Below are 12,067 nucleotides of genomic sequence, written 5' to 3' on the forward strand. Positions count from 1 at the left end.
CAACGCCTCGTCGGTGCCCCGCCCGCCGATGAACGACATGCCGATCGGCAGCGGGCCCGCGAAGCCGGCCGGTACCGTCACGTTCGGGTAGCCGCGCCGCGCGGCAGGGCGTGCGCGGCCCGCGTCGCTGCGCGGCAGCCAGCGGGGCCGTTGGTCGGCGCCGTGATCACGTCGAGGTGGTGCGCCGCGAGCACGTCGTCGATCGACCTGCGGGCCAGCTCGGTCGCGGTGCGCCGGTGGCGGAGGTAGACCGGGTCGGTGAGTGGTGGCGCCTTCTCGGCCTCGTGGAACAGCTCCTGGCCGAACCCGCTCAGCTCCACCGGGTCCGCCTCGTTGCCTCCGCCACGACCCGGTCGACCTCGGCGTCGAACCCCGTCCTGCGCCACACCCCGACCCGCGCGCCGCGCAGCGTCGCAGGAGCGGAGAAGGCGGCCGGGGAGCCCGCCATGACCGCCATGAGGAGCGCCGCGTCCACGACGTGGCGCGCCATCGGACCGGCCGTGTCCCTGCGGGCGGTGATCGGCACGATGCCCGCCGTGCTGATCCGGCCGGGCGTCGGCTTGAACCCGACGACACCGGCGTGACCGGCCGGCGACACGATCGAGCCGCTGGTCTCGGTGCCGACCGCGACCTGCGCCAGGGACGCCGCCACCGCCACGGCCGACCCGGACGACGACCCGCACGGGGTGCGGTCCAGCACGTGCGGGTTGGCGGTCTGCCCACCTGCCGCCGACCAGCCGGAGGTCGACCACGGCGAGCGGAAGTTCCCCCACTCCGTCATGTTCGTCTTGCCCAGCACGACCGCGCCCGCCGCACGCAGGCGGGTCACCACCTCGGCGTCGGCACCGGGCGGCACGGTCAGTGCCCGTGAGCCGGCGGTGGTGGCCAGCCCGCGGGTGTCGATGTTGTCCTTGAGCAGCACCGGGATGCCGTCGAGCGGCCCGCGGGACTGCCCGCGTTCCCGCCTCAGGTCGCTCTCCCGCGCCTGCCGCAGTGCGGTCGGGTCGACCGCGAGCACGGCACGCAGCACCGGGTCGACGTCGGCGATGCGGCGCAGGTAGGCGCGGGTCAGGTCCACCGACGTGAGCGCGCCGGCGGTCATCGAGCGGCCGAGCGACGGGATCGTCGCCCGGTCCAGGTCTGCGTCCGGCGGGTGCACTGCTCCATTGCCGGGCTCCCGCCTGCCCACGTCAACCCGCGAACGGGCGGGACAAACGTGCGCTTGCTCACAAGTGAGCTGCGCCGCAGGTGGAACATGATCATCGGCATTCGGGGTATCCGCACGTCACCTTTCTGCCGTCCTCCGGAGGAGCCGCCATGTGTGGGATCGCTGGTGAGGTCGTGACCAACGACGTGGACCGGCCGGACGTCGCCGCGGTCGAGCGGATGACGCGGTCGATGTGGTCGCGGGGGCCGGACGGGACCGGCCACTGGTCGGAGGGCCGGGTGGCGCTCGGGCACCGGAGGCTGTCGATCATCGACCTGTCCGACGCCGGCGCGCAGCCCATGGTCGACGACGAGCTCGGGCTCGCTGTGGCGTTCAACGGGTGCATCTACAACCACGCGGAACTGCGCCGGGAGCTGTCCGGCAGGTACCGCTTCCGGTCCACCAGCGACACCGAGGTGATCCTCAAGGCCTACCACCACTGGGGCGAGCGGTTCGTCGAGCACCTCGTCGGCATGTTCGCCATCGCGGTGGTCGACCGGCGACACGACCAGGTGGTGCTGGTCAGGGACCGGCTCGGCATCAAGCCGCTGTACGTGGCCGACGTGCGCGGCCGGACCCGGTTCGCCTCCACCCTGCCCGCGCTGCTGGCGGGCGGCGGTGTCGACACCGAGCTCGACCCGGTCGGCCTGCACCACTACCTCACGTGGCACTCGATCGTTCCCGCACCGCGCACCGTCCTGCGCGGAGTGCGGAAGCTGCCCCCCGCCACGATCCGCGTGCTGCGGCCGGGGCAGGCCCCGCGCGACCACGTCTACTGGCAGCCGTCCTACACCCGGCGGCCGGAGCACGCGGACTGGACCGCGCAGGACTGGCGGCAGGCGGTGCGCGAGGCGTTGCAGGTCGCGGTGCGGCGGCGCACGGTGGCCGACGTGGAGGTCGGCGTGCTGCTGTCCGGCGGCCTGGACTCCAGCCTGCTGGTCGCGCTGCTCGCCGAGGAGGGACAGCGGCCCAGCAGCTTCAGCATCGGTTTCACCGACCGCGACGGTGTGGACGGCGACGAGTTCGCCTACTCCGACGCGGTCGCGCAGAAGTTCGGCACGGACCACCACCAGCTGCGCATCGACGACGAGGAGATCGCCGGAGCGGTCGAGCACACGGTCGGCTCGATGAGCGAGCCGATGGGCAGCCACGACGTCACCGCGTTCCACCTCGTCTGCCGGGAGGTCTCGCGGCACGTCAAGGTCGTGCAGTGCGGTCAGGGCGCCGACGAGGTGTTCGCCGGCTACCGCTACCACCAGCCCGCGGCCGCCGCGGCCCGCGACCAGGCGGCCGGCGTGTTCCGGGAGGCGTTCCACGACCTCGGGCACGACGAGCTCGCGCCGGTCCTGGAACCGGACTGGCTCGCCGGCCACGACGTGAGCGGCGAGCTGATCAGCCGGCACCTCGGAGCTCCCGGCGCGCAGACGGCGCTGGACGCCGTGCTGCGGACCGACACGCACCTGCTCATGCCCGACGACCCGGTCAAGCGCGTCGACAACATGGCGATGGCGTGGGGCGTCGAGGCCCGCGTGCCGTTCCTCGACCAGGACCTCGTGGAGCTGGTCGCGGCGTGCCCGCCGGAGCTGAAGTCCGGCCAGGACGGCAAGGGGATCCTCAAGGACATCGGCCGCGACCTGCTCCCCGTGGAGGTGGTCGACCGGCCCAAGGGGTACTTCCCGGTGCCCGCCCTCACCCAGCTCGACGGCGAGGTCCTCGACCTGGTGCGCTCGGCCATGAGCTCCCCCGCCGCACGGGGCCGCGGTGTCCTGCGCCCCGGCTACGTCGACGCCCTGCTCGCCGACCCGAACGGCCGGGCCACCAAGGCCGGTGGGAACGAGCTGTGGCACCTCGGCGTGCTGGAGCTGTGGCTGCAGCAGCACGGCATCGGGTGATCACCGCCCTGGCGACGACGCTTCCTCCGCACCGGCCGTCAACGGCAGTTCCCCCGCGTCGAGGTCGAGCAGGTGCAGCAGAGCCTCCGTCCCCGCACGCCGGACCGCGCGCCGCTGCCTGTCGGCACCACAGCCGTGGCGGTTCAGCAGCCGGATCCCCCGCTGCACCACCGGCAGGTCACCGTGGGCTTCGAGCACGGGTTTCAGCTGCGCCAGCAACAGGCGCAGCTGCTGCCGCAGCGGTAGCAACCGACCGGACCGCACGTCCAGGGCGTCGCCGGCGAAGCCGTCCCTGGCCGCGCGCCAGCAGGCCTGGCGCAACGTCTCTACGGGGACCGGTACCGGCCGCACACCCCGTCGGACGTCCGCCACCGCCTCGGCCACCAGCGCACGCACCACCGCCGCCAGGAACGCCGCGTCGTCCACGCTCGCGGCCACGTCCGCGACGCGCACCTCCACCGTCGGCCACCGCGCGGAGGGGCGGACGTCCCAGTAGACCATCGCCGGGTCCAGCGCGGTGCCCGCCTCGAGCAGCTCGGCGCACACGTCCTGGAAGTGCTGCCACGACGCGAAGAACGGCGGCGGCCCGGAGACCGGCCACCGCGACCACACCGTCGTGCGCCAGCTCGCGAAACCGGTGTCCGCACCGCGGCAGAACGGCGAGTTGGCGGTGATCGCGCCCAGCACCGGCAGCCACGGCCGCACGTGGTTGCAGACCTGCACGGCCGTCTCGCGGTCCGGCACGGCGACGTGGACGTGACATCCGCAGATCAGCTGCTGTGCGGCCAGCGCACGGAACTCGCGGGCGATCCGCCGGTACCGCGGACCGTCCGTGATCACACCGGTCGTGTCGCCCAGCGGCGGCGCGCCGACCGCGATCGCCCGGCAGCCGGCCTCCCGCGCGGCCCGCCCGACCGCCCGCCGCAGTTCCCGCAGCTCGAGCCCAGCCTGTGCGGCGTCGCGGCACACCGACGTGTTGGTCTCGACCTGCGTACTGGTCAGCTCCAGCTCAAGCTCCAGCCCGAACAGGTCGCGGGCGGCGTCGACGACCTCGTCCGCGCGGTTCACGGCGACCCCGGTCACCGGGTCGACCAGGAGGAACTCCTCCTCCACACCGACAGTCGGGCCGCCTGCGGAAGCCGATGACGTTCGCTCCACGTCTCACCGCCTTGCTCGTAGCGCGTTCAGGCCGCGGGCTTGCTCCGGGGAGCGGCCGGTTCGTCGGCACAACGGGGGTGACCGCTGCCGGGAAGTGGCGCCGGCGCTCTGCTCCACCGGTGCGTGTGCCGGCCGAATACCCGGGCCGACCAGCACGAAACGCGACGTCAGCGAACGTCCACTTCGGAGTGGAGCAGGTGACGGCGTGGCCGGGACGTTCCGCTTCGACCTCACGGCCTCAGCTCGTCGCCCTTGACCCACCGGGCCAGGAGCACGGACGCGTCGTCCTGCAGCACACCGTTCTGGTGGGCCAGCACGGCTTTCACCAACCGGCGCGCCGTCTCCGGGGGCGGGTGCGCCGCGGCGGCCTCCCGTTCGAGGAAGTCCACCAGCCGCTCGTCACCGAAGAACACCCCGTTGTGGTCACGTGCCTCGGTCACCCCGTCCGTGTGCAGGACGAGCCAGTCGTCCGGCTGCAGGAACTCCTCGGCGACGGTGAGCACGCCGGTCCCCAGGCCGAACGGCAGGCGGCGCCCGCCGGTGAGGCGTCTGACGACCTTGCCGGACCGCAGCAGCAGCGGTTCGGGGTGCCCGGCGTTGACGTAGCGCAGCCGTCCGCTGCGCAGGTCCAGCTCGGCCAGGACACCGGTGGCGAACGCGCCGCCGGGGAACTGGCCGGAGATGGTCTCGTCCACGGCACGGGCCTGCTCGAACAGGCCGTGCCCGACGCGGCGGGTGCTGCGGGAGGCGGCCAGTGCGGCGGCGGCCACGAAACCGCTGCGCATGCTGTGCCCGACCGCGTCGAAGATCGCCAGCGTGGCGCTGCCGGACGACAGGGCGTAGTCGAACGCGTCCCCACCGACCTCGTAGCAGGGCTCCAGCAGCCCGGAGACGGTGAAGTCGCCGGTGGCGGCCGTGAGCGGTGGCAGCAGCTGCCAGATCAGGTCCGCGCCCGCAGCAGGCGCACAGAGTCCACCCCGTCGCCGTAGTGCGTGCTGATGGTCACCAGGTGCCCGATCAGGGCGGACAACCACCGGCAGGCCAGGCGCAGATCGGTCGCCCAGGTCCGCGCCGCGAGGGGGGACCACGTCGAGCACGCCCAGGCGTTCCACGCCGTCGAGGAGCGGGACCCACAGCCGCGGGTGCTCACCCCTGGTGGAGGGAACCGTCTCCACGGTGCGGAACGCGCGTCCCGGCAGAGAGGAGTCGACGCCGAGCGGGGTGAGGTGCGGCCCCTCCGGCTCACCCAGCGGGTGCAGCACGCGCTGCTCGTAGTCGACGAGGTAGATCGTGATCCGCAGGCCCAGCGCCCGGCCCGCACGCGTCGCGACGACGGGCAGGAGCTCCGGCGGTGCCTGGTGCATGCCGTCGAGCAGCTCACCAAGCCCGCCAGCGGGCCGGTGCGCGGACCGGTCGCCTGCGGCGGAACGGAGTAGGGCACGCGCTGCGGCCACGTCTCGTCGAGGCGCTCGTTGATCGCGTGCGCCAGCATGTCGTGCTGCAGCCCGGAGAACACCGTCATGCCGTGGAGGTAGGCGTCGACGTCGAGCAGGCCCGCGTCCCCTCCGAGAGCGAAGTAGCGGGTCCACAGCTGCTCGAGCGTGAGATCGGACCGGCGGAACGCACGCACCAGCGCACGGTGCCGTTCGTCCTGCCTCGGCGAGTCCTGACCAGGCGCCATCGTGATCAACGCCCGCGCTGGGCGGTGGACCGCAGCAGTGAGCCGGCCAGGTCGCGGAGCTTCCTGCTGCCCTCGTGGGAGTCCCGTGCCAGCATGGCGAACGCGGTGCCCTCGTCGACGTGCTCCCGCGCCATGACGACACCCTTCGCCATGTTGATCACGTCCCGGCCGCGCAGCTGCTCGACGAGCGCGTCACTGAGCCTGCGCGCGTTGTCGAACGACCTGATGTTGGCCACCAGGACCGCGGCCTGCGCGGCGAACATCGTGAGCAGGTACTCGTCCCGCTCCCCGAAGGCACGGGGCTCACGGCCGTACACCTTGATCGCCCCGATCGCGGTGTCCCCGGCGACCAGCGGCACGCTCACCACCGCCCGCATCGCCGACCACCGGGCGGCCGACGTCCAGCGCCGCCACCGCCTCTCCCCGGCGACGTCGTCGACGCGGATCGCGCACCGCCGCTCCCACGCGCTCAGGCACGGCCCCTCCCCCCACTCGTACTGGAGGGGGTCCCGGTGCTCGACGACCGCGTCGGTGGCCGCCGCGGTCGTCCTGCGGCCGTCCTCGTCCAGCAGCGTCACCCCCGCCCCGGCGGTACCGGGCAACGCCTCCACCGCCAGCGACGTGACCAGCGTCAGCGCCGTGTGCACCGTCTCCCGCGAGAGCAGCAACCCCGCCAACCGCGCGGACACAGCCGCCAGTTCGTCCGCCAGCGGCAGCTCGTGGTCCACGTCCCTGACTTCCCGGACATCGGGGCAGCGAACGCGAGCGGCACATCATGCGGGCCGACCCACCGGAACCCACCGCGGACAGCGGGGAGGCGTCCGGGTGACCGGCCGCGGGGAAGACCGCTGACGGCCGTGGCGACCCGCCGGACGGCCTCCCCCGCGACCTGGGCGTGTCCTAGCGGTGTCAGCTCACCCGCTGCAGCACGACGAGCGACCGCGCCGCCAAGGTCAGCTGCCCGGTGGCGGCGATCGGCTTCTCGTTCCCGCCCACCTCGCCGGTGACGGTGTCGACCACGACCGTCCACTCCGGACCGTACGAGCTGTCGGGCAGCGTCACCTGGATGTCCTCGTGGTGCGCGTTGAAGGCGATCAGGAAGGAGTCGTCGACCACCGGCATGCCGCGCGGGTCGAGGTCGGGGATGCCTTCACCGTTGAGGAAGACGACGATGCACTTGCCGAAGTCGTCCTCCCAGTTCTGCTCGGTCATCTCCTCGCCGGACGGGGTGAACCACGCGATGTCGCGCAGCTCGTCGCCCTTGCGGATCGGCCTGCCCGCGAAGAACCGCTTGCGCCGCAGCACCGGGTGCGCCTTGCGGAACGCGGTCACCGCGGCGGTGAAGTCGACGAGCTCGGCGTTGCTGTCGAGCAGCGACCAGTCGACCCAGGAGATCTCGTTGTCCTGGCAGTAGACGTTGTTGTTGCCGTGCTGCGTGCGGGCGAACTCGTCGCCGTGCAAGATCATCGGCACACCTTGGGACAACAGCAGCGTGGCGATCAGGTTGCGCCGCTGCCGTGCACGCAGCGCGAGGACTTCCTCGTCGTCAGTCGGCCCCTCGACCCCGCAGTTCCAGGACCGGTTGTGGCTCTCGCCGTCGTTGTTGTCCTCACCGTTGGCCTCGTTGTGCTTCTCGTTGTACGACACCAGGTCGTTCATCGTGAAGCCGTCGTGCGCGGTGACGAAGTTGATCGACGCGTACGGCCGGCGCCCGTCGTTCTGGTACAGGTCCGAGGAACCGGTGATGCGGGAGGCGAACTCACCGAGCGTCGCGGGCTCACCGCGCCAGAAGTCGCGCACGGTGTCCCGGTACTTGCCGTTCCACTCCGTCCACAACGGAGGGAAGTTGCCGACCTGGTAACCGCCGGGACCGACGTCCCACGGCTCGGCGATCAGCTTGACCTGGGAGACCACCGGGTCCTGCTGCACGACTTCGAAGAAGGTCGCCAGCCGGTCGACGTCGTAGAACTCACGGGCCAGCGTCGCGGCGAGGTCGAACCGGAAGCCGTCCACGTGCATCTCGGTCACCCAGTACCGCAGCGAGTCCATGATCAGCTGCAGCGTGTGCGGCGTGCGCACGTTGAGCGAGTTGCCCGTGCCCGTGTAGTCCATGTAGAACTTGGGCTCGTCGTCCATCACCCGGTAGTAGGCCAGGTTGTCGATGCCCTTCATCGATAACGTCGGCCCGAGGTGGTTGCCCTCCGCGGTGTGGTTGTAGACCACGTCGAGGATGACCTCGATGCCCGCGTCGTGCAGGGACCGGACCATGCCCTTGAACTCCTGCACCTGGTCGCCCAGGCCCGTCCGCGAGGCATAGGCGTCGTGCGGTGCGAAGAACCCGATCGTGTTGTAGCCCCAGTAGTTGGCGAGCCCCTTCTCGGCCAGGGTGTGGTCGCTGATGAACTGGTGCACCGGCATCAGCTCGACCGCCGTCACGCCCAGCCGGGTGAGGTGGTCGATCATCGCCGGGTGCGCGAGCCCCGCGTAGGTGCCGCGCAGCTGCTCCGGGATCTCCGGGTGGGCGATCGTGAGGCCGCGGACGTGGGCCTCGTAGACGACGCTCTCGTGGTACGGCGTGTTCGGCGACCGGTCGTCGGCCCAGTCGAAGAACGGGCTCACCACCACGGACTTCGGCATGTGCGCCGCCGAGTCCGCGTCGTCGCGCTCGTCCGGCGAACCGAACGGGTAGCTGAACACCGACTCGTCCCACCGCAGGCCGTCGTTGATCGCCTTGGCGTACGGGTCGATCAGCAGCTTGTTCGGGTTGCAGCGCAGCCCCCGCTCCGGGTCGTACGGCCCGTGCACGCGGTACCCGTACCGCTGACCGGGCCCGACACCGTGCAGGTACCCGTGGTGGACGAAACCGCTCACCTCGGGCAGGCGAACCCGCGTCTCGGTGCCGTCGTCGTCGAACAGGCACAGCTCGACGTGGTCGGCGACCTCCGAGAAGAGTGCGAAGTTGGTGCCGACGCCGTCGTAGGTGGCGCCGAGTGGAGAGGACGTTCCAGGCCAGGCTTTCACCGGCGAGGAATGCCCAGCGGCGCCGCGCTCAACCGGAGACGCGGCGGTTTGTGACGTGCGACGCCCTTGTGGGCCTCAGATGCGTTTCATCTGGTACCGGAGTCCTGCATCAGGGTCGCGACGAGCCGTGCGGTCACCGCTCCCCTGCGGAACGGGAAGGTGTGCGCGCCGCCGACGACCTCCGACCGCCCGACCCGTGCCGCCGCGGCGAGGCGGTCGACCCACGGCTGGGGGGCGAACGCGTCGTGCTCCCCGCGCGCCAGCAGCACCGGGCAGCGGACCTCGGTGATCAGCTGTTCCGGCTCGTCCCGCTGTGCGGACCGGATGAAGCGGGCGATCTCCCGCGGTCCGCCGCGCAGGTAGTCGGGCACCGTCGCGGGCACCAAGGTGGGCGGCTCGTGCAGGAAGTTGCGGACGAACGGCCCGAGCAGGCCCGTCACGCCACGTTGCTCCGGCGGGAAGGTCGGCCCGAGCAGCACCAGCGACCGGACGAGGTCGGGCCGCGCCACGGCGACGTGCAACGCCGCCTGGGCACCCGTCGAGTGCCCGACGAGGACCACTGGCCCGCCGACCACCTCGTCGACCCAGCCGCACACCGCTTCGGCGACGGCGCCGACCCCGGCCGGGCACACCCGCGCGCCGCGGTGTCCGAAACCCGGCACGTCGAGCAGGTGCGCCCTGGCCGACGCACCGCACGCCGCGAGGGTGTCGACCAGGTAGCTCAGCGCTCCCAGACCGGGCACGAGGACCACGTCGCGCGGGTCGTCGTGCCGCTGTCCCGCCCGCAGACTGCGGAACTCGCGGCCGCCGACCCGGTCCCACCGCTCGCGCACGTCCCGCGGCCGGCTCACTCGACGTCGTCGGGGCCGAGGCCCGCGCCGTCCTCTTCCGGCCGATCGCTCGGTGGTCGCTTCGACGCCTCGACCTCCGTCTCGGTGAGCGGCACCCCGCTCGCCTCCTCGGCGGCACCGCGTTCCGTCTGCTCGTTGTCCGTCGGTTCCGTCACGGCACACTCCCTCTGGACTCGTCCTGCGTGGGTGCGGCATACCCGGCACCGGCGCGCTGAACCCGGTCGCCGGAAGATCGATTGACCGCCCGGCCGCCGGGTACACAGCGGTCATGGCCACAGACGACATGAGCCCCGGCGACGACCTGGCGTCCTACGCGCCACCGCACGACACCGGCTCACCCGACGCCGTCGAGACCGATCCGGCTGCCCTCAACAGCGCGGAGGACCTCGACGAGGACCGCATCAAGCTCGACCCCCTCGAAGCGGGCATGGACCCGCCCGAGCGGTGGAGCGGCGTGGACAAGTACGGCATGACGCCGTACGAGCAGGCGCACGCCCGGCCGTTGGAAGACCGGCTCGCGGAGGAACAACCGGACGTGCCGGTCGCGCTGGAACCGCTGGACGAGGAGGTGCTGGACGAAGCCGCCGGGCGCGGTCAGCTCGCCGACGAACCCGGTGGCTCGGTCGCCAGTGCGACCCGCACCCCCGACGAGCCGGTCTGACCTCGGTGGCCGGTGCGCCACGCACCCCCTGACGGGCAGGTCCGACCTCGGTCACCTGGCCGCCACGCGCCCCGGCGGTTCACCCGGATGGCCGCGGGGTCGCCGGTGTCAGGAGGGGTGACCCGTGCACCGCGCGGCGCGTGCCGCGCGGTGCCGAAGAGGTCCTCGCACCGGCCGACCGCGAGACGAAGCACCAGCCGTGGACGCGGCCCGCGAGCCCGGGGAGCTCCGTGCCGTCCCGGTTCCAGCGACCGCGGCACCGCACGCGGATCGGCGTCGCCGGACATCGCGGCAACCACCCCGCATCGACGAGCTCGCCGATGGTGAGCAGCTCGGTGCTTCCGGGTCAGGTCTGCTGGATCTCGGCGATCTGGAGGTGCTTGCCGCCCTCCAGGGTGAGCGGGATGCCCAGGTAGTCCGCGCCGGAGCGGGCCATCCAGATCCAGCCGCGCAGGACGTTGTTCGGGTCGTAGACGTGGCAGTCGTGCTTGGTCCAGCTCAGGCTCCTGCTGAAGCCGTTGTACTCCTCGATGTCGAGCAGGTCGATCTTGAGGCTGTCGCCCTCAGTGGCGGCGACGCGACCGGTCTCCCAGTCGACCTGCGAGAGCACCGTCGGGCAGCACTCGACCGTGACCAGGCCGAAGCGCGCGGTGTGCAGGCGCTTGCCGAACGGGGCCAGCGCCACCTTGCAGGCGAAGACCACGACGCTGGAGGCGTCGGTGTGCTCCCCGAACAGCAGGCCGGTGTAGAAGCCGGCGACGTGGACATCACGCAGGTAGATCACCGCGTTGTTGCCGCCGCCGGGCAGCACGATCCCGGTGGACCACGGGATCTTCGGCTCGACCACCGCGGGCAACGGTTCCGGCGTGCAGACCCGCACGCCCCGCAACCGGACCTGCGGGGCCCACAGCAGGTTCAGGCCGGCCACCGACGGGTTCGACGGCACCTGGACGGCGATGTCGGTCACCGCCACCGCCACCCGGTTGAACCCGCCCCACACGTCACCCTTCGGTGACGCGATCACCGCGGGTGGCATGCCCGAAGAGAGACCGTCCCAGGTGACGGACACCGTCGACTTCAGCATGGTGCCCGCCGCCGTCTGCCGGCCGTCCGGGATGAACTGCAGGCCCTGCTGCGTGCCCGCACCGGCCAGCTCGACCGTGATCTGCGGGCCGGAGGTGCGCACCGGGAACAGGAGCTGACCGGCCGCGTGCGTGCTGCCGGGCTGCGGGCGCGCCGGTGGTGCCGCCAGCAGGTAGGTCCTGGCGTCGAACTCGACCCGCGCGTACCCGTTGGCGCGCGAGGCGAAGGCACAGGCCGCGTCGATCGCGCGTTGCACGGCGGCGGTGTCGTCGGTCCGCCCGTCTCCCCTGGCGCCGAAGTGCGCCACGCGGAAGACGTGCGAACCGGTGGCGGCCTCGGCGGCAGGCGCGGTCGCGGCCAGCAGGCCGGCACTTCCGGCGGCCGCCGCCCCGGCACGCAGGAAATGGCGACGACTCGCCTGCTCACCCGTGTCGATCATGATCGGGATCTTGATAGAAGCGGAGGAACGGCGTCAATCCGGCCCGGCGGTGCCGGAGGGTCGCCGGCACGGGC

Annotated in this window: 11 protein-coding genes; 2 read left to right on the forward strand and 9 right to left on the reverse strand. The window is 72.2% G+C overall.

Going from position 1 to position 12,067, the window contains the following annotated elements; genetic code table 11:
* Positions 1-77: 77 nt before the first annotated feature.
* Positions 78-320: a hypothetical protein gene (locus tag BBK82_RS55260; RefSeq protein ID WP_065919992.1), complete on the reverse strand. Its 243-nt coding sequence runs from the start codon at positions 318-320 to the stop codon at positions 78-80.
* Complete coding sequence (locus BBK82_RS55265) at positions 311-1,159, reverse strand: amidase family protein (RefSeq protein ID WP_065919993.1); 849 nt, start codon at positions 1,157-1,159, stop codon at positions 311-313. The genes BBK82_RS55260 and BBK82_RS55265 overlap by 10 nt, the downstream gene beginning before the upstream one ends.
* A 158-nt stretch (positions 1,160-1,317) precedes the next feature.
* On the opposite strand from BBK82_RS55265, the gene BBK82_RS42635 reads away from it, so the two are divergent.
* The gene (locus tag BBK82_RS42635) at positions 1,318-3,099 is read left to right on the forward strand and encodes an N-acetylglutaminylglutamine amidotransferase (RefSeq protein WP_065919994.1); all 1,782 of its coding nucleotides are present in this window, start codon (positions 1,318-1,320) and stop codon (positions 3,097-3,099) included.
* On the opposite strand, the gene BBK82_RS42640 is transcribed toward BBK82_RS42635, so the two are convergent.
* The 6 genes from BBK82_RS42640 to BBK82_RS52120 form a co-directional block, all read right to left on the reverse strand.
* Complete coding sequence (locus tag BBK82_RS42640) at positions 3,100-4,257, reverse strand: carboxylate-amine ligase (protein ID WP_065919995.1); 1,158 nt, start codon at positions 4,255-4,257, stop codon at positions 3,100-3,102.
* A 230-nt stretch (positions 4,258-4,487) separates the two neighbouring features.
* The gene (locus tag BBK82_RS42645) at positions 4,488-5,711 is read right to left on the reverse strand and encodes a PP2C family protein-serine/threonine phosphatase (RefSeq protein ID WP_237047887.1); all 1,224 of its coding nucleotides are present in this window, start codon (positions 5,709-5,711) and stop codon (positions 4,488-4,490) included.
* Positions 5,712-5,943: 232 nt separating this feature from the next.
* Complete coding sequence (locus tag BBK82_RS42650; protein WP_065919996.1) at positions 5,944-6,666, reverse strand: GAF and ANTAR domain-containing protein; 723 nt, start codon at positions 6,664-6,666, stop codon at positions 5,944-5,946.
* A gap of 181 nt (positions 6,667-6,847) precedes the next feature.
* Complete coding sequence (glgX, locus tag BBK82_RS42655; protein ID WP_065919997.1) at positions 6,848-8,959, reverse strand: glycogen debranching protein GlgX; 2,112 nt, start codon at positions 8,957-8,959, stop codon at positions 6,848-6,850.
* Between the two features lie 86 nt (positions 8,960-9,045).
* A complete protein-coding gene (locus BBK82_RS42660) occupies positions 9,046-9,810 on the reverse strand; it encodes an alpha/beta fold hydrolase (protein ID WP_065919998.1) in 765 nt (254 codons plus the stop codon).
* Entirely contained in the window at positions 9,807-9,965 is a 159-nt protein-coding gene (locus tag BBK82_RS52120) for a DUF4102 domain-containing protein (protein ID WP_170068060.1), read from the reverse strand. Before BBK82_RS52120 ends, BBK82_RS42660 begins: the two co-directional genes overlap by 4 nt.
* Before the next feature lie 128 nt (positions 9,966-10,093).
* Here BBK82_RS52120 and BBK82_RS42665 point away from each other — a divergent pair, with 128 nt between their 5' ends.
* On the forward strand, positions 10,094-10,471 hold the full coding sequence (locus BBK82_RS42665) for a hypothetical protein (protein WP_065921816.1): 378 nt from the start codon (positions 10,094-10,096) through the stop codon (positions 10,469-10,471).
* A 346-nt stretch (positions 10,472-10,817) separates the two neighbouring features.
* Here the strand turns inward: BBK82_RS42665 and BBK82_RS42670 are convergent, their stop codons facing one another.
* Complete coding sequence (locus BBK82_RS42670; RefSeq protein WP_065919999.1) at positions 10,818-11,993, reverse strand: glycosyl hydrolase family 28-related protein; 1,176 nt, start codon at positions 11,991-11,993, stop codon at positions 10,818-10,820.
* Positions 11,994-12,067: the final 74 nt, after the last annotated feature.

The sequence above is a fragment of the Lentzea guizhouensis genome, assembly GCF_001701025.1.
GTDB lineage: Bacteria > Actinomycetota > Actinomycetes > Mycobacteriales > Pseudonocardiaceae > Lentzea > Lentzea guizhouensis.